Below are 16486 nucleotides of genomic sequence, written 5' to 3' on the forward strand. Positions count from 1 at the left end.
AGCACCCCGCGAAGAAGCTTCATGCTTTTAAGAGTTTTTAACAAATAGCCTGCAGTTTTTAACGCCATTGACAGGGAGTTCCATGCGCAAGGATTACCTGGCGTTCTTCATTTCGCTGTTCCTTTCACGACTGGCCGACCAGATTTTGCTATTTATCGTGCCCTTGATCGTGTTCCAGACCACCCAAAGCGTGTCGTGGGCGGGTTTGGCGTTTTTTGTCGAGTCGCTGCCGCGTTACCTGGCGTTTCCGGTATGCGGCGCACTGTGCGACAGGTTTTCACCGGTGCGTATCCTGCATATCAGCCAGGTGTATCGGGCCTTGGCGTGTGTGGTGGCGATGGCGTGCTATGGGCTGTTCGACGGCATCCATTGGCTGGTGATGCTGTCCGCATTGTGCGGCGTGTTGACCACCCAGGGCATCATGGCGCGGGAGGTGGTGATGCCGCATATCTTCGGGCAGTACACCTATGCCAAGACCTTGTCCTATTCGCAAATCGCCGACCAGAGTGGTCTGGTGCTCGGGCCGTTGGTGGCGGCGCTGGTGCTGGAAGTCTGGGCGTGGCCTTGGGTGGTGCTGGGGGTGGCCGTGCTGTTTGTGCTGGCGGACCTGGCGATGCTGATCTGGCAGCGCAACACCACGGTGAACCTGGAAATACACCAACAGCACCCGGGTATCTGGCTGCAACCCCTGCGCACCGCCTTCGGCCACATCTTCAGCCGGGTGGAGTTGAAGCGCATCATCGTCCTGGCGGTCGGCGTGAACCTGATAGTCGGGGTGACGCTGGCCACCTCGGCCGCCATGGTCACCGGCCACTTCGCAGCGGGCAAAGACGCCTATGCCCTGCTGCAAGCCGCCGGGGCGCTGGCGACCATCGCTATTCTGTTCTACCTGGCGCGCTCATCACTGAAGCTGAAGGTGCTGGGCGGGCTGTCGTATTCGATGATCACCGTCGGCGCGCTGATCACCGCGCTCAGCCCCGGCGTGTGGGCCTACGCGGTGGGCTTCCTGCTGGTGAGCGGCTTCGACAAGATGTTCAACGTGTATCTTCGCAGCACCCGCCAACGGGTGATCCCGGCGCAGGACTTCGGCAAGACAGTCGGCGTGATGACCTTGCTCAACAACCTCGCCCAGCCCTTGGCGGGCTTGATGATTGCCGTGCTGGCAGCGCCTTTGGGCACGCCAACGGTGATCCTGCTGCTGGCGGGGATCACCGCCTTGATCGGTGTGGCCGTGGCCTCAGGCTGGCACGCCACTGTGAAAGCGGAACTCGACGTCGGGTGACTCGATCAGCTCCTGCTCGGTGGCCCGCACCCGCTCGATCACCTGGGCGATGTCCTTGGCGTCGCCGTACTGGTAGGCCAGCTTCAGGTAGCCCTGGAAGTGCCGCGCCTCGCTCTTGAGCAAGCCGAAGTAGAACTTGCCGAGTTCTTCGTCCAAATGCGGCACCAGCGCTTCGAAACGTTCGCAACTGCGCGCTTCGATAAAGGCGCCTACCACCAGGGTATCCACCAGCTTGACCGGCTCATGGCTGCGCACCACCTTGCGCAAACCCGAGGCGTAACGGCCGGCGTGCAGTTGACGCAGCTCGACCTTGCGCTTTTTCATCAGGCGCATGACCTGCTCGTGGTGCACCAGCTCTTCGCGGGCCAGGCGCGACATCATGTTGATCAGGTCAACGTGGCCGTAGTACTTGGCCATCAGGCTCAAGGCGGTGCTGGCGGCTTTGAATTCGCAGTTCTTGTGGTCGATCAGCAGGGTTTCCTGATCGGCCAATGCGGCCTGTACCCAGGCATCGGGGGTGCGGCAGCCGAGGAATTCATGGATTTCGGGCAGGTTCATCGGGCTCACGGGCAAAGGATACAAAAGGGCGCCGATTATACCGACCCCGCCGCAGACCACCAGCCACCGGCTTTGATGTGTATCAACATGACGGCTGCCGGCCAGCAACTATAGTTATCCAACGCCCGCCCTTTTTGGAGATCCCGACCATGCAAGCCATCCGCAGCATCCTGGTGGTCATCGAGCCCGAGCACTCCGAAAGCCTGGCACTCAAACGTGCCAAGCTGATTGCCGGGGTGACCGACGCGCACCTGCACTTGCTGGTCTGTGATAAAAAACACGAACATTCGGCGCTGCTGAGCCTGCTCAAGCAAGGCTTGACGGAAGACGGCTACAGCGTCACCACCGAGCAAGCGTGGAACGACAGCCTGCATGAAACCATCATCGATGTGCAGCAAGCCGAAGGCTGCGGCCTGGTGATCAAGCAGCACTTCCCCGACAGCCCACTGAAAAAAGCCCTGCTGACCCCGGCGGACTGGAAGTTGCTGCGCTATTGCCCAACGCCAGTGTTGCTGGTCAAGACCGCCACTCCTTGGGCGGGCGGCGTGATCCTGGCGGCCATCGACGTGGGCAACACAGACGGCGAACACCGCTCGCTGCACCATTCGATCATCGACCATGGCTTTGATATCGCCAGCCTGGCCAAAGCCAAATTGCATGTCATCAGTGCCCACCCGTCGCCCATGCTGTCGGCGGCCGACCCGACCTTTCAGCTCAAGGAAACCATCGAGGCGCGCTACCGCGAGCAGTGCAAGGCATTCCAGGCTGAGTTCGACGTCGATGATGCGCACCTGCACATAGAGGAAGGCCCAGCGGATGTACTCATTCCGTTTGCTGCACATAAATGGCAGGCCGCTGTCACGATCATCGGCACGGTGGCACGCGCTGGGATTTCCGGGGCGCTGATTGGCAATACGGCCGAAGTGGTACTGGATGCGATAGAAAGCGATGTGCTGGTGCTCAAGCCGCAAACGCTCATGGATCATCTGGAAGAGCTGGCCACCAAGCCCTGACACTGAAGATCAACTGTAGGAGCGAGCTTGCTCGCGAAAAACTTAAAGACGCCGCGTTTATTCAGGAAGCGCGCGTTATCGTTGGCGTTTTTCGCGAGCAAGCTCGCTCCTACATTGACCGCGCCCGTCAGTTACCCAGCGCATCCTTCAGGAAGCCCGGTGCGATATAGCGCTGGTAATGCGCCTCGGACAAGATAAAGAACTCGCGATCAATGGCATCGCGCAGTTCCGGCAGCGCCCAGTCGCGAAACTCCGGCAACAGCACCATGCCATAGGCCTCCAGGTTATTGATCACCCGGGCTCCACGGGCAATCAACTGGTAGGCCCAGCAATACTCGGACTGGTGCAGCACAAAGCGAATCTTGCGTTGCTCCAACTGCCCGCGCAGGGTCTTGGGGTCGAAAACCTCCACTTTGCCGGCCATGACCTGCACCAACAGCTGCTCAAGCCTGAGCCAGACCGCGCGTTTTTCTTCTTCGTTATAGCCGTTCCACTGGATCACTTCATGGTGGAAGCGCTTGCATCCACGGCACACGAGATCGCCGTAGACCGTGGAACACAGGCCGACGCAGGGAGTTTTGATGGTTTGGTTGGGCATGGGCAACGACACGCAAATCCGCGAAACAGTGCGCCATGTTAGCCCTTTGTCTAAGGTTGATCACCCAGCAAACTTGAGCAGGCAACTTACCTTTAGATTTTTTTTGCCGTAGAATCACCCGGCCTTGTAAGGCGCCAATACTCCGCTGGAAGCTGTTTTCAAAGCGTCACGAGCACAGTCGTTCCTTCAGAACGGTGTTGGCGCAGGTTCGACCCGGTAGGTCAGAGCCCGCGCCAACCCTCATCAGCTCCGTTCTGCAGGCGTAAAACTTTGAAAGCAGCTTCTGTAAGGAATGCCGGCAGCGCTGGCTTTGCGGCCCAAAAAGCCCCCGAGCGCATGCGTGCCGTTCATTTCTGGATGAGCGTCCCGTGGGACCACTGATGAGGGTAATAACTGTGCTTGAAGCCTACCGCAAACATATCGAAGAGCGTGCAGCACTGGGTATCGTTCCCCAGCCGCTTAACGCCGAACAAACCGCAGGCCTGGTCGAGCTGCTGAAAAATCCTCCGGCTGGCGAAGAAGAATTCCTCGTTGACCTGATCACCAACCGCATTCCACCAGGCGTTGACGAAGCCGCTTACGTCAAGGCCGGTTTCCTGTCTGCCCTGGCCAAGGGCGAAGCCACTTCCCCCCTGATCGACAAGAAACGCGCTGTTGAACTGCTCGGCACCATGCAAGGCGGCTACAACATCGTGACGTTGGTCGAGCTGCTGGACGACGCCGAACTGGCGCCCGTCGCGGCCGCCCAGCTCAAGCACACCCTGCTGATGTTCGATGCGTTCCACGACGTCGCCGAAAAAGCCCGCAACGGCAACGAACACGCCAAAGGCGTGATCCAGTCCTGGGCTGATGGCGAGTGGTTCCGCAACCGCCCTACCCTGGCCGACAAGATCAGCCTGCGCGTCTTCAAGGTCACCGGCGAAACCAACACCGACGACCTGTCGCCTGCGCCTGATGCCTGGTCCCGCCCTGACATCCCGCTGCACGCCCTGGCCATGCTGAAAATGGCCCGTGAAGGCATCGTGCCGGACGAGCAAGGCAAGACCGGCCCGATGAAGCAGATCGAAGAGATGCGCGGCCAAGGCTTCCCGATTGCCTACGTGGGCGACGTGGTCGGTACCGGTTCGTCGCGTAAATCGGCGACCAACTCGGTGCTGTGGTTCTTCGGCGACGACGTGCCTTACGTGCCGAACAAGCGTGCCGGCGGCTTCTGCTTCGGCAGCAAGATCGCTCCGATCTTCTATAACACCATGGAAGATGCTGGCGCACTGCCAATCGAATTCGACGTTACCAACATGAACATGGGCGACGTGATCGACCTGTACCCGCATGCTGGCAAAGTCTGCAAGCACGGCACCGACGAAGTCCTGACCACCTTCGAAATGAAGACTCCGGTGCTGTTGGACGAAGTCCGCGCCGGCGGCCGTATCCCGCTGATCATCGGCCGTGGCCTGACCGACAAGGCCCGCGCCGAACTGGGCCTGGGCCCTACCGACCTGTTCAAGCTGCCTGAAGCGCCTGTCGACACCGGCAAAGGCTTCACCCTGGCACAGAAAATGGTCGGCAAGGCCTGCGGCCTGCCAGAAGGCAAAGGCGTTCGTCCAGGCACTTACTGCGAGCCGAAGATGACCACCGTGGGGTCCCAGGACACCACCGGCCCAATGACCCGTGACGAACTCAAAGACCTGGCGTGCCTGGGCTTCTCGACCGACCTGGTGATGCAGTCCTTCTGCCACACCGCGGCTTACCCGAAGCCGATCGACGTGACCACCCACCACACCCTGCCTGACTTCATCATGACCCGTGGCGGTGTATCGCTGCGTCCAGGCGACGGCATCATCCACAGCTGGCTGAACCGCATGCTGCTGCCGGACACCGTCGGTACCGGTGGCGACTCCCACACCCGTTTCCCGATGGGCATCTCGTTCCCGGCCGGTTCCGGTCTGGTCGCGTTCGCCGCAGCCACTGGCGTAATGCCACTGGACATGCCGGAATCGATCCTGGTGCGCTTCAAAGGCAAGATGAAACCTGGCATCACCCTGCGTGACCTGGTTCATGCCATTCCTTACTACGCGATCCAGGCTGGCCTGCTGACCGTAGAGAAGAAAGGCAAGAAGAACGCCTTCTCTGGCCGCATCCTGGAAATCGAAGGCCTGAACGACCTGACGCTGGAACAGGCTTTCGAGCTGTCCGACGCCTCGGCTGAACGTTCGGCTGCCGGTTGCACCATCAAGCTTTCCAAAGAGTCCGTCACCGAGTACCTGAACTCCAACATCACCCTGCTGCGCTGGATGATCGGCGAAGGCTACGGCGATGCACGCACCCTGGAACGTCGCGCCCAAGCGATGGAAGCCTGGGTTGCCAACCCGGAGTTGATGGAAGCCGATGCCGACGCCGAATACGCCGAAATCATCGAGATCGACCTGGCGGAAATCAACGAGCCGATCCTCTGCGCGCCAAACGACCCGGACGACGCCCGTCTGCTGTCCAGCGTGGCTGGCGAGAAGATCGACGAAGTGTTCATCGGTTCGTGCATGACCAACATCGGTCACTTCCGCGCTGCCGGTAAACTGCTGGAGCAGGTCAAGGGCCAGCTGCCAACCCGTCTGTGGCTGTCGCCGCCGACCAAGATGGACGCTCACCAACTGACCGAAGAAGGCTACTACGGCATCTACGGCAAGGCTGGCGCCCGCATGGAAATGCCAGGCTGCTCGCTGTGCATGGGTAACCAGGCACGCGTTGAGCCGAACTCCACCGTGGTGTCGACCTCGACCCGTAACTTCCCGAACCGCCTGGGTGATGGTGCCAACGTCTACCTGGCGTCGGCTGAGCTGGCGGCCGTGGCCTCTACCCTGGGTCGCCTGCCGACCGTCGAAGAGTACATGGGCTACGCGGCGAAACTGGACACCATGGCCAGTGACGTCTACCGCTACCTGAACTTCGACCAGATCGCTGAGTTCCGCAAGATCGCAGCAAGCGCCAACATCCCGGTGATTCAAGCCTAACGGTGTGTTGATGTGAAAAACGCCGCGTATCGCAAGGTACGCGGCGTTTTTTTATGCGTGGAACTAACCATTATTGCCAACACAAAACAAATGTGAGAGCTGCGGACCCTGTGGCGAGGGAGCTTGCTCCCGTGACGGCCTGACAGACGATGCTGATCTAACTGACGCACCGCGATCCAAATGTGGGAGCTGGCTTGCCTGCGAAGACGGCCTGCCAGCCGACACCTATCCACCTGCCCCCCCCCACAATCCAAATGTGGGAGCGGGCTTGCTCGCGAAGGCGGCCTCACAGTCAACGCAGCTGGATTGTGTACATATCCATTGCTGCGGTAACGGCCACTTAGGGTTCCGCCCTGACGGCGGCTCACTTTTGAACAGCGCAAAAGTAAGCAAAACGCTCTTGCCCCACCACTCGGCACCTCGCTTAGGCTCGGTGTGCCCGTAATCCGCCAGTGATTTGGGGGGCCGCAGCCACGCGCCATCCATGGCGCGGGGCGGCTAAACCGGCATCCCTGCCGGTTTACCCCCCAAATCCCTGTCGAATTCCGGCCAGCGTGGTTTGACGGGGCGCTTAAGATCAAAAGCAGATCAAGAGCAAGATCAAGAGCGGCTCGCTTCGCATCGTGGTTACCGTTTGCTGCTACAGCCCACAAAGTTGTGTAGATACCTATCCTGGACAGTCAGATAGACCGCATCAGGGCTCATGCAACCAGCGAATACACCAACGCCGTAATGGCAACCAAACCAACTGCCGTCACAAACACATTCGACGCCTGCCCACGGTACTTGGCCATGGCCGGCACCTTGCGGATGGCGTACATCGGCATCAGGAACAGAATCGACGCGATCACCGGCCCACCCAGGGTCTCGATCATGCCGAGGATGCTCGGGTTAAGCGTGGCGACGATCCAGCACACCACCAGCATGAAGGCGGCGGTCATGCGGTCCAGGGTCTTGGGCTCCGGACGGCGGCCAGTCTTGACCACCAGGCCCTTGAGGCCCTCGCTGGCACCGATGTAGTGGCCCAGGAAGGACTTGGCAATCGCCACAAACGCAATCAACGGTGCGGCAAAGGCAATCGTCGGGTTATCGAAGTGGTTAGCCAGGTACGACAGGATCGACAGGTTCTGCGCTTTCGCTTCGGCCAACTGCGCGGGCGACAGGGTCAGCACGCAACTGAACACAAAGAACAGCACCATCGCCACCATCAGCAAGTGCGCGCGGGACAGGATCTGCGAACTGCGCTCCTCGGCGTGTGCGCCGTACTGGCGCTTCTGGTCAACCGCAAAGGCCGAGATGATCGGTGAATGGTTGAACGAGAACACCATCACCGGAATCGCCAGCCACAGCGTGTTAAGCAACGCCGAGGGGGCCGGCACTTCGCTCGCGGTGCTGAGAATGCCACCATTCCAGTGCGGTACCAGGTACACGGCCAGGAACAGCAAGGCGACGATAAACGGATACACCATCAGGCTCATGGCCTTGACGATCACCTGCTCACCACAACGCACCACGGCCAGCAGCCCCAGGATCAACACAAACGCCAGGATCGCCCGAGGCGGCGGCAGGATATGCAACTGGTGCTCCATGAAGCTGCTGACGGTATTGGTCAGCGCCACGCTGTAGATCAGCAGGATCGGGAAGATTGCAAAGAAGTACAGCAAGGTGATCAACGCACCGGCCTTGATACCGAAATGCTCTTCAACCACGTCGGTGATGTCGGAACCTTCACGGCCGGACAGCACGAAACGGGTCAGCCCACGGTGGGCAAAGAACGTCATCGGGAAGGCCAGCAACGCCAGGATCACCAGCGGCCAGAAGCCCCCCAGGCCCGCGTTGATCGGCAAGAACAAAGTACCGGCGCCAATGGCGGTACCGAATAGCCCGAGCATCCAGGTAGTGTCCTGGCGGCTCCAGCTTGTGAGCGTTGCAGGTGTCGTTGCATAGCGTTCGTCGACGCTATTGGCCTGATCATTCATCCGGTCGGATCTCCGCATTCACACGGCCAGCACGAGTCAGAAAAACCTGACAGGCAGCGCCCTGGCCGAAACAAGGGCCGGATTGTCCGGGATTCTCTTGGAGAAGCAAAGACTTAGCTGAGCAATGGTTAGGCGGCGCAGCCGTTCAGAGGCCGCCCTGAGGGAGGATTTGGATGACTGAGGAGTCGTACGAAAAATAGCTCTTTCCCTTTAACGCACTCAACACACAAGAAGAGTCCGACAACAAGTTCAGAATTAACCTCCTTCAAAAACATATTATTACTCATACAACACCTCAACTGTTACAGAACCATACACAGCTATTGAGCGCGCACAAATCCACGAACTAATATTTTCGCGCACCAACCAAAAAGACGATAACAACACTTAGTCAACGCTCAAGGAGTTTGACAATGCGAAGACTCACCCTTGCAGTTACCGGCCTGCTCTTTGCAGGCTTATTAGGCGCGCCTGCCACTTACGCCAAGCCTGTTGAACCCGACGCGGATATACGTGCCCTGGCCTCCTCGCCCCAGTGGCTGACCACCAAAGTCTATATAGAGGGCGAGCCAGAAAACGACGTCAAGGCCCAGTACCCCGGCGTGGTGGGTATATCGATGTGGGACCCGCAGCGCAATCGTTATGAGTTCTTCTACACCGATACGGGGCGCTCGAAACACCCCGACGGCGGGGGCGGCTATTTCCTGGTCACTGGCGACAAACAGACCCACATCCTGGTGCCTGACCTAGGCCCGCACCGCACCATCGTCAGAAGGCTGGAAAAACTGGACAGCACCGAGTTCACGTATTCTCGCGAAGTCCCTCGCGACATGGTAGCGACCAACCCTCCCGTTAGAATTTACGTTGTACATGCCCCTTACACAGGGCCGATAAAGACTCACATGTCAAACTAGTTAAACACCTTCTTTATATCCAGCCATAAAAGCCAACAACAAACGAGGCACTTTATGATGAGTCCATATATTTCATTCAAATCGCTATTAATGCCTGCACTGCTGGCAGCCGTGCTGTTACCCAGCGCAACTACGGTACAGGCCAGCACGACACTGCCCACCCAAAACATCGCCGCCACGCCCGATAACACCGTCATGTTGACCGTGTTTCTTAAACACGACCAATCACGACCGCTCAGCGAATTGAAAGCCCAGCTGGCCAAGCAGGAATTTCACAAAGTCTTCCCGCCGGAAGGTGTCGAAGTCGTCAGCTGGAATATCACCATGGGCATCGGGCAAGTCATCGTGCTGCGTTTACCGGCGTCGCGCCTGGCACAAGTCAACCTGGCCATCGAGAACACCGCGTGGGGTGTCTACAAGACAGAATTCTTCCCGACCTACGATTTCATGCCGATCGCGCAAAGAGAGCGAGCCCAGGCACGGCAAACGGGGACTGCGCAGTAGCTGGCGCACTCGCTAAGTGGCCGAGGTGCCCAGGTTTGGATTGCGCAGCTCGCTTTGTATGGCGTTCTGCGCAATGGCCAGTTTTTCTAACAATTCAGAGGTTTCATGGGCCGTCAACGCCATAAGTGGGAGGTCCCAGTCATAGTTCTTGATGACGTTTATCCGAAAACCACCCGCCGCATCAAATTCTGGGTACCAACCCACATCCAGTAACAATCCCTCGGCGAACTCCACCTGGAGCATATCTTCCTTTAACAGATCGACCTGCTTGGCCACTGCAATATCCTGCAGGTGCGACAGATCGTCATGGGTGACTGTGCCACCGGTAAAGTTAAGCGAGATCAATTTGTTAACCTCCTGAATTCCTGTTCAGAAATCGGGTGACCATGAATAGCACCAGCGCTGAGCTCTATCCGCACCCAGCGGCTGAGTTTGCCATGGCTGGCCCCAATGCAGTGGGAGAACTCCATCACTTTCCAAGGTTTTCCATTGGTAGTGGGCGTTCCGTTTTTATAGGCCTCCCTTTCAAGCTTTTCAATAGCGATACCTGGCCTGTACTTGGCGGGGCCAATCAGCGTACTGGCGATCACTGTTCTCCAGGGAACCTGGGCCGAGGGGCAGTGTTTGTAACCATAGGGTGTCCATTCGATCTCTTCGGGTGCGGCAGGAACAGGCATCCATGTCGTCTCTGCTGGTGGGAAAGTCATTGAAGTCTTGCGCAAAAAAGCGGGCGCGGATGGACGGCCTGTAAAATCAGACAGGCCTTACGAGCGAAGAAATTTTTCCACCGCAATAAAACGCTCTGTCTTACAAATCCCGCATACTCATGCTCTCAAACCCTTCAGGAAGAGCCTTGCGATGCCCACCACTGTTCTGGTCCTGGTTGAAACCATCAACGAATACCTGCAAATCATCGAAAGCAGTGACTTTCATGTGATCCTGGCGCCGACGCCCGCTGAACGCGCCCAGGCGATCAAGAGCCATGGTGGGCAGATTCAGGCTGTGCTGACCCGTGGCCCGCTGGGGCTTTACGCCGAGGAAATCGCCGCGCTGCCCCTGCTGGAGATCATCTGCGTAATCGGTGCCGGCTACGAGCATGTAGACCTGCAGGCGGCGAGCAACCGTGGGATTGTGGTTACCAACGGCGCCGGCGTGAACGCCCCTTCGGTGGCCGATCACGCCATGGCGTTGTTGCTGGCGCTGGTGCGTGGCATTCCCCAGACAGATACGGCGGTACGGCGCGGCGAATGGCCGAAGGTGATGCGCCCTTCCCTCAGCGGTAAACACCTGGGGATTGTCGGGCTGGGTGCGGTCGGCATGGAGATTGCCCGGCGCGCCGCCCTCGGGTTCGGCATGGAGGTGAGTTATCACAACCGCCAACCCCGCGATGACGTGGATTACACCTATTGTGCGACGGCCGTGGAGCTGGCGCGCACCTCGGACTTCCTGGTGCTGGCCACGCCCGGCGGTGCCAGCACTCGCCACCTGATCGACCGCCACGCCCTGGACGCCCTGGGGCCGCACGGCTTTCTGGTCAACATTGGCCGCGGCAGCGTGGTGGCGACCGCCGACCTGGTCGCCGCGCTGGAACAGCGACGCATCGGCGGCGCCGCGCTGGACGTGTTTGACGATGAACCCGCAGTGCCCGATGCCCTCAAGCGCCTGAGCAATACCGTGCTGACGTCACACGTGGCCGGGCTGTCCCCGGAAGCGGTCCATGACACGGTGCAGCGCGTCGCTGACAACCTGGTTGAATACTTTGCCGGCCGCCCCGTGCTTACACCGATAGCCTTGCCAGCGCCTGCAAAATGACCGATCAGGCACGCTGATCACGCTTCAACACGCTAACCTATTAAGCCGCCCCGACCTTGTCGCTGGGTGGCTGTGCGCATTAGATTAGGAAATAGTCCAAGGCCTTTAGAATAAGCAGAAGGGATAAGCATGGCGCTGAACGACCAATCGACCCAGATTCGCCCAGGCGAAGAACTTGATGCCAGCCTGATCGATCCCTACCTCAAGGCCCATATCCCGGGCTTGGATGGCACGCCCACCATCAGCCAGTTTCCGGGCGGTGCGTCGAACCTGACCTACTTGCTGGAATACCCAGGCCAGGAATTTGTGCTGCGTCGCCCGCCGTTTGGCCACAAGGCCAAGTCTGCCCACGACATGGGCCGCGAATACCGCATTCTCAACCAGCTTAAAGATGGCTTCCCGTACTGCCCCAAAGCCTACGTGCACTGCACCGATGAATCGGTGATCGGCGCCGAGTTCTATGTGATGGAGCGCGTCAACGGCATCATCCTGCGGTCCGACCTGCCGGCTGAACTGGGCCTGGACGCCACCCGCACCGAGGCCTTGTGCAAGAGCTTTATCGACAAGTTCGTCGAGTTGCACCAGGTCGATTACACCGCCTGCGGCCTGGCCGACCTGGGCAAGCCCGAAGGCTATGTGGCGCGGCAGATTCGCGGCTGGGGCGAGCGCTATGAAAAAGCCCTGACGCCCGATGCGCCAAAGTGGGAGGCGGTACGCGCCTGGCTCAACGACAAGATGCCAGCCGATCACCCCACCTCCAGCATCGTGCACAACGATTACCGCTTCGACAACGTGATCCTCGACCCGCACAACCCGATGCAGATCATCGGCGTGCTGGACTGGGAGTTGACCACCCTGGGCGACCCGCTGATGGACCTGGGCAACACCCTCGCCTACTGGATCGAGGCCGCCGACCCGGCCCCAGTGCAACTGATGCGCCGCCAGCCGAGCAACGCCCCCGGCATGCTCACCCGTCGCCAGTTTGTCGACTACTACGCCGAGCGCTCCGGCATCCAGGTCGACAATTTCGATTTCTATTACACCTACGGCCTGTTCCGCCTGGCCGGGATTGTGCAGCAGATCTACTACCGCTTCTTCCATGGCCAGACCCAGGACAAACGCTTCGCGCAGTTCATCCACATGAACACACTGCTGGGGCAGATGAGCCTGAATGTCATCGGCAAATCAGCGCTCTGAGTGCAACTACAAGGAACCCTCATGTCCAAGACCAACCTGTTCGACCTCGACGGCAAGATTGCGTTTGTTTCCGGCGCCAGCCGTGGCATCGGTGAGGCCATCGCCAAGTTACTGGCCCAGCAAGGCGCCCATGTGATTGTCTCCAGCCGTAAGCTGGAGGGCTGCCAGCACGTGGCCGATGCGATCATCGCCGACGGCGGCAAAGCCACGGCGATTGCGTGCCATATTGGTGAAATGGAGCAGATCACCCAGGTGTTCGCCGGCATTCGCGAACAGTTCGGCCGCCTGGATATCCTGGTCAACAACGCCGCCACCAACCCGCAGTTCTGCAACGTACTGGACACCGACCTCGGCGCGTTCCAGAAAACCGTCGACGTGAATATCCGTGGTTACTTCTTCATGTCGGTGGAAGCCGGCAAGCTGATGCGCGAGAACGGCGGCGGCAGCATCATCAACGTGGCCTCGATCAACGGCATCTCGCCGGGTGTGTTCCAGGGCATCTACTCGGTGACCAAGGCCGCCGTGATCAACATGACCAAGGTATTCGCCAAGGAGTGCGCGGCGTTCGGTATCCGTTGCAACGCGTTGCTGCCGGGCCTGACCGATACCAAGTTCGCCTCGGCGCTGGTCAAGAACGATTCGATCCTGAAAGTTGCCCTGGCGCAGATCCCGCTCAAGCGCGTGGCCGACCCCAGCGAAATGGCCGGAGCGGTGTTGTACCTGGCCAGTGACGCATCGAGCTACACCACGGGCGTTTCGCTCAACGTGGACGGTGGCTTCTTGTCCTGACCTCACCTGGGTTTTTTCAGATCGATTTGCGCGTAACCTTGGCGCAGATCGATCTGTCCCAGGATGAAACATGGAACTGCACCTCGTCATTACCGGCCGCAAGGACCTGGCTGCCCAGCTTTATCAGCAATTGCGCCAAGCCATCGCCACCGGGCGGCTGTCGGCGGGCGCGCAACTGCCCCCCAGCCGACTGCTCGCCGAACAACTGGGCATCCCGCGCAAGACGGTATCCGACACCTACGCCACTTTGACCTACGAAGGCCTGCTGATTGGCAAGATCGGCCGCGGCACCTTCGTCAACGCGTGGGCGCCACAACCCGATCGCGTGCAAACCGCCACCGACCTGGCGTGCGCCGCCAACCTGGGCAAATGGGCGGCATTGCCCTCGCCCATGGGCCACCCCGCCCGTGAAGACATCCTGCGCTACGAATTTATCGGCGGCGCGACCACACGCCACCACTTCCCCCAGGACGAATGGCGGCGTTGCACCCAGGATGCGTTGCGTCGTATCGCCCAGAACAGTGGTTTTTACAGCCAGCCAGAAGGCGTGCCCGCCCTGCGCGAAGCCATCGCCGGGCATATCGCGTTTTCTCGCGGGGTCAAATGCGGGGCCGGCGATATCGTGGTCACCAACGGCGCACAGCAGGCGCTGGACCTGATTGCCCGCGTGGTGCTTGAGCCCGGCAGCCTGGTCGCGATGGAAGACCCAGGCTACAGCCCCGCACGCCAATTGTTCGTCGCGATGGGCGCCAATGTTGCCAGTGTGGCCGTCGACAAAGAAGGCCTGCAGGTCGACCAGATCCCGGATGGCACCCGCCTGATCTATGTGACGCCGTCCCACCAATTCCCCCTTGGCATGCCCATGAGCCAGGCGCGGCGCGAGGCCCTGCTGGACCGCGCCATTGCGCTCGGCGCGATCATCATTGAAGACGATTACGACAGCGAATTCCGCTACGAAGGCCGCCCCACGGACTCCCTGCAAAGCATGGATACCCGAGGCGTGGTTACCTACGTCGGCACCTTCTCCAAAACCCTGTCGCCGGAGTTACGCCTGGGCTATGCGGTGCTGCCGCCGGCCATCTACGGTGCGGTGCTCAAGGCCAAGAAATTGACCGACCAGCACAGCGCTACCTTGCCGCAGTGGGCACTGGCCAAGTTCATCAGTGAAGGTTACCTGCTCAAGCATATTCGTCGCTGTCACAGCCTCTATGCGGGGCGTCGCGAACGCATACTCCAGCGTCTGGCGGGCGATCTGTCGCCGTGGTTCGAGGCAGTACCGACGGTGGCGGGCTTTCACCTGGCGGCACTGTGCAAGGTGCCGGTGAATATTCCCTTACTGATGGAACGGGCGCGGGAGGTCGAGGTGGGGTTGTACCCGCTGGATGTGTTCTTTCACGACCTGCCGGTGCGCTCGGGGCTGATTCTGGGGTTCGGCGCCATCGAGACCCTGGACATTGACCCGGCGCTGGACAAGGTTCGCGATATTCTCTTGCAGATTGGCTAGGCGGTTTTCCGGCGCATTGGTCATTGGTGGCGGGCCCTCTGCGGCGTAGGGTGAAGCGGTCTTGAACTCGATGGAACCCTCATCATGAAACGCTTGTTCGCTGCCACACTGATGCTCGCCTCCCTCAGTGCATTTGCCCACGACCCGGTCTACAACCAGGAAACGCTCAAGGTGCTGCAAGAGCACGCCTTGACCAACGTGCCGGGCAAGAAAACCATCATGCTCACCGTGGACTACGCCCCCGGCCAAGCCACCGTGCCCCACAGCCACACCGGCACCGCCGTGGCGTATGTGCTCGAAGGCCAGATCACCTCGCGGGTCAATGATGAAAAGGCGATTACCTACAAAGCCGGGCAATCGTTCTACGAACCGGCCGGCTCGCGGCATTTTGAGTCGAGCAATGCCAGCCAGACCCAACCGGCCAAACTGCTGGTGGTGATGGTGCTGGATGACAAGGCTGAGGTACTTACCCCGCTTCCCAAATAATCAGCAACACCACAAAACCCCTGTGGGAGCTGGCTTGTGTGGGAGCGGGCTTGCTCGCGAATGCGGTATGCCAGTCACAGATGTGCTGCCTGAGCTACCGCTTTCGCGAGCAAGCCCGCTCCCACAGTTTTACTCTGCTCTGCCAGTGATTCAGGGGCGTTTGAACTGGCGCCGTAGGTGTTCAATGCGCGTGCGGCACTCGCAACCCTCCAGATGATCATTGACCATCCCCATCGCCTGCATCAACGCATACATCGTGGTCGGACCGACAAAGGTCCAGCCGCGCTTCTTCAAGGCTTTGGATAACCGTAACGAAGCGGGTGACGTTGGATTGGCCGTCCAGTAAGCCATATCCACCACTGCCGGCCGCTCTTCTGCGCAGGGCTCAAACGCCCACAGCCAGCGCGCCAGCGAGCCGGTCTCCTCCACCAGTTCACAGGCCCGACGTGCATTGTTGATGGCCGAGACGATCTTCGCCCGGTTGCGCACAATGCCCGGGTCGCTCATCAACCGCTCGATGTCCGCCTCGTCGTACTGCGCCACCCGGCAAAAATCAAAGCCCTCGAACGCCTGGCGAAAGTTTTCGCGCTTGCGCAGGATGGTGATCCACGCCATCCCCGCCTGAAAACCCTCCAGGCAGATCTTCTCGTACAGCGCAATGTCATCCGCCACCGGCACGCCCCACTCGTGGTCGTGGTAATGCAGGTACGCAGGCGCTGCGGTGCGCCAAGCGCAATACACGCGCCCTGCTTGGTCGGTTGTCAGCCCTGGTTGGTCCATCCGTCACCTCGTATGCCGAAGGCGATGATACGCAAAAAAAATTAATCCCCGCCAACCGCTCAAGC

Annotated in this window: 16 protein-coding genes; 10 read left to right on the forward strand and 6 right to left on the reverse strand. The window is 59.8% G+C overall.

Annotated features, from left to right (window positions below; genetic code table 11):
• Positions 1 to 82 precede the first annotated feature (82 nt).
• A complete protein-coding gene (locus MF6394_RS21730; RefSeq protein ID WP_078467507.1) occupies positions 83 to 1282 on the forward strand; it encodes an MFS transporter in 1200 nt (399 codons plus the stop codon).
• On the opposite strand, the gene MF6394_RS21735 is transcribed toward MF6394_RS21730, so the two are convergent.
• A complete protein-coding gene (locus tag MF6394_RS21735; protein ID WP_044273444.1) occupies positions 1238 to 1840 on the reverse strand; it encodes a tRNA-(ms[2]io[6]A)-hydroxylase in 603 nt (200 codons plus the stop codon). The genes MF6394_RS21730 and MF6394_RS21735 overlap by 45 nt on opposite strands.
• A 149-nt stretch (positions 1841 to 1989) precedes the next feature.
• Between MF6394_RS21735 and MF6394_RS21740 the strand changes: the two genes are divergently transcribed.
• A complete protein-coding gene (locus MF6394_RS21740) occupies positions 1990 to 2853 on the forward strand; it encodes a universal stress protein (protein ID WP_047710706.1) in 864 nt (287 codons plus the stop codon).
• Positions 2854 to 2980: 127 nt separating this feature from the next.
• On the opposite strand, the gene MF6394_RS21745 is transcribed toward MF6394_RS21740, so the two are convergent.
• A complete protein-coding gene (locus tag MF6394_RS21745; RefSeq protein WP_078467508.1) occupies positions 2981 to 3451 on the reverse strand; it encodes a DUF1289 domain-containing protein in 471 nt (156 codons plus the stop codon).
• A gap of 395 nt (positions 3452 to 3846) precedes the next feature.
• Between MF6394_RS21745 and acnB the strand changes: the two genes are divergently transcribed.
• On the forward strand, positions 3847 to 6456 hold the full coding sequence (acnB, locus tag MF6394_RS21750; protein ID WP_032892119.1) for a bifunctional aconitate hydratase 2/2-methylisocitrate dehydratase: 2610 nt from the start codon (positions 3847 to 3849) through the stop codon (positions 6454 to 6456).
• Positions 6457 to 7157: 701 nt separating this feature from the next.
• Here the strand turns inward: acnB and MF6394_RS21760 are convergent.
• The gene (locus tag MF6394_RS21760; protein ID WP_044273440.1) at positions 7158 to 8435 is read right to left on the reverse strand and encodes a serine/threonine transporter; all 1278 of its coding nucleotides are present in this window, start codon (positions 8433 to 8435) and stop codon (positions 7158 to 7160) included.
• Positions 8436 to 8848: 413 nt separating this feature from the next.
• Here MF6394_RS21760 and MF6394_RS21765 point away from each other — a divergent pair, with 413 nt between their 5' ends.
• A complete protein-coding gene (locus MF6394_RS21765; protein WP_047710704.1) occupies positions 8849 to 9349 on the forward strand; it encodes a DUF4822 domain-containing protein in 501 nt (166 codons plus the stop codon).
• A 90-nt stretch (positions 9350 to 9439) separates the two neighbouring features.
• Positions 9440 to 9853 carry a hypothetical protein gene (locus MF6394_RS21770; RefSeq protein WP_078467510.1) on the forward strand — a complete coding sequence of 138 codons (414 nt, stop codon included), beginning with the start codon at positions 9440 to 9442 and terminating at the stop codon, positions 9851 to 9853.
• Between the two features lie 12 nt (positions 9854 to 9865).
• On the opposite strand, the gene MF6394_RS21775 is transcribed toward MF6394_RS21770, so the two are convergent.
• Together MF6394_RS21775 and MF6394_RS34235 are read right to left on the reverse strand one after the other, a co-directional pair.
• Positions 9866 to 10198 (reverse strand): hypothetical protein, encoded by a 333-nt coding sequence (locus tag MF6394_RS21775; protein WP_032892123.1) that lies wholly within the window; start codon positions 10196 to 10198, stop codon positions 9866 to 9868.
• Entirely contained in the window at positions 10195 to 10530 is a 336-nt protein-coding gene (locus MF6394_RS34235; protein WP_125969948.1) for a hypothetical protein, read from the reverse strand. Before MF6394_RS34235 ends, MF6394_RS21775 begins: the two co-directional genes overlap by 4 nt.
• Before the next feature lie 181 nt (positions 10531 to 10711).
• Between MF6394_RS34235 and MF6394_RS21785 the strand changes: the two genes are divergently transcribed.
• From MF6394_RS21785 to MF6394_RS21805, 5 genes are all read left to right on the forward strand, one after another.
• Positions 10712 to 11665 (forward strand): 2-hydroxyacid dehydrogenase, encoded by a 954-nt coding sequence (locus MF6394_RS21785; RefSeq protein WP_078467511.1) that lies wholly within the window; start codon positions 10712 to 10714, stop codon positions 11663 to 11665.
• A 129-nt stretch (positions 11666 to 11794) separates the two neighbouring features.
• A complete protein-coding gene (locus tag MF6394_RS21790; RefSeq protein WP_078467512.1) occupies positions 11795 to 12862 on the forward strand; it encodes a phosphotransferase family protein in 1068 nt (355 codons plus the stop codon).
• Positions 12863 to 12883: 21 nt separating this feature from the next.
• Entirely contained in the window at positions 12884 to 13651 is a 768-nt protein-coding gene (locus tag MF6394_RS21795) for an SDR family oxidoreductase (RefSeq protein ID WP_032880837.1), read from the forward strand.
• A gap of 70 nt (positions 13652 to 13721) precedes the next feature.
• Entirely contained in the window at positions 13722 to 15155 is a 1434-nt protein-coding gene (gene pdxR / locus MF6394_RS21800) for a MocR-like pyridoxine biosynthesis transcription factor PdxR (protein WP_078467513.1), read from the forward strand.
• Between the two features lie 84 nt (positions 15156 to 15239).
• Positions 15240 to 15641, forward strand: a complete 402-nt coding sequence (locus MF6394_RS21805; RefSeq protein ID WP_047710700.1) for a cupin domain-containing protein — start codon at positions 15240 to 15242, stop codon at positions 15639 to 15641.
• Between the two features lie 150 nt (positions 15642 to 15791).
• On the opposite strand, the gene MF6394_RS21810 is transcribed toward MF6394_RS21805, so the two are convergent.
• Entirely contained in the window at positions 15792 to 16421 is a 630-nt protein-coding gene (locus MF6394_RS21810) for a DNA-3-methyladenine glycosylase I (protein ID WP_078467514.1), read from the reverse strand.
• Positions 16422 to 16486: the final 65 nt, after the last annotated feature.

It is taken from the genome of Pseudomonas sp. MF6394 (assembly GCF_002018845.1).
GTDB classification, from domain to species: Bacteria; Pseudomonadota; Gammaproteobacteria; order Pseudomonadales; family Pseudomonadaceae; genus Aquipseudomonas; species Aquipseudomonas lactis.

What these genes read in the sequence shown, in the direction of transcription:
- MF6394_RS21795 (WP_032880837.1), top strand. Translation starts at nt 12,884, where the DNA reads ATGTCCAAGACCAACCTGTTCGACCTCGACGGCAAGATTGCGTTTGTT.
- MF6394_RS21745 (WP_078467508.1), bottom strand. Translation starts at nt 3,451, where the DNA reads ATGCCCAACCAAACCATCAAAACTCCCTGCGTCGGCCTGTGTTCCACG.
- MF6394_RS21760 (WP_044273440.1), bottom strand. Translation starts at nt 8,435, where the DNA reads ATGAATGATCAGGCCAATAGCGTCGACGAACGCTATGCAACGACACCT.
- pdxR (WP_078467513.1), top strand. Translation starts at nt 13,722, where the DNA reads ATGGAACTGCACCTCGTCATTACCGGCCGCAAGGACCTGGCTGCCCAG.
- MF6394_RS21810 (WP_078467514.1), bottom strand. Translation starts at nt 16,421, where the DNA reads ATGGACCAACCAGGGCTGACAACCGACCAAGCAGGGCGCGTGTATTGC.
- MF6394_RS34235 (WP_125969948.1), bottom strand. Translation starts at nt 10,530, where the DNA reads ATGCCTGTTCCTGCCGCACCCGAAGAGATCGAATGGACACCCTATGGT.
- MF6394_RS21740 (WP_047710706.1), top strand. Translation starts at nt 1,990, where the DNA reads ATGCAAGCCATCCGCAGCATCCTGGTGGTCATCGAGCCCGAGCACTCC.
- MF6394_RS21735 (WP_044273444.1), bottom strand. Translation starts at nt 1,840, where the DNA reads ATGAACCTGCCCGAAATCCATGAATTCCTCGGCTGCCGCACCCCCGAT.
- MF6394_RS21805 (WP_047710700.1), top strand. Translation starts at nt 15,240, where the DNA reads ATGAAACGCTTGTTCGCTGCCACACTGATGCTCGCCTCCCTCAGTGCA.
- MF6394_RS21785 (WP_078467511.1), top strand. Translation starts at nt 10,712, where the DNA reads ATGCCCACCACTGTTCTGGTCCTGGTTGAAACCATCAACGAATACCTG.
- MF6394_RS21730 (WP_078467507.1), top strand. Translation starts at nt 83, where the DNA reads ATGCGCAAGGATTACCTGGCGTTCTTCATTTCGCTGTTCCTTTCACGA.
- MF6394_RS21790 (WP_078467512.1), top strand. Translation starts at nt 11,795, where the DNA reads ATGGCGCTGAACGACCAATCGACCCAGATTCGCCCAGGCGAAGAACTT.
- MF6394_RS21765 (WP_047710704.1), top strand. Translation starts at nt 8,849, where the DNA reads ATGCGAAGACTCACCCTTGCAGTTACCGGCCTGCTCTTTGCAGGCTTA.
- MF6394_RS21770 (WP_078467510.1), top strand. Translation starts at nt 9,440, where the DNA reads ATGCCTGCACTGCTGGCAGCCGTGCTGTTACCCAGCGCAACTACGGTA.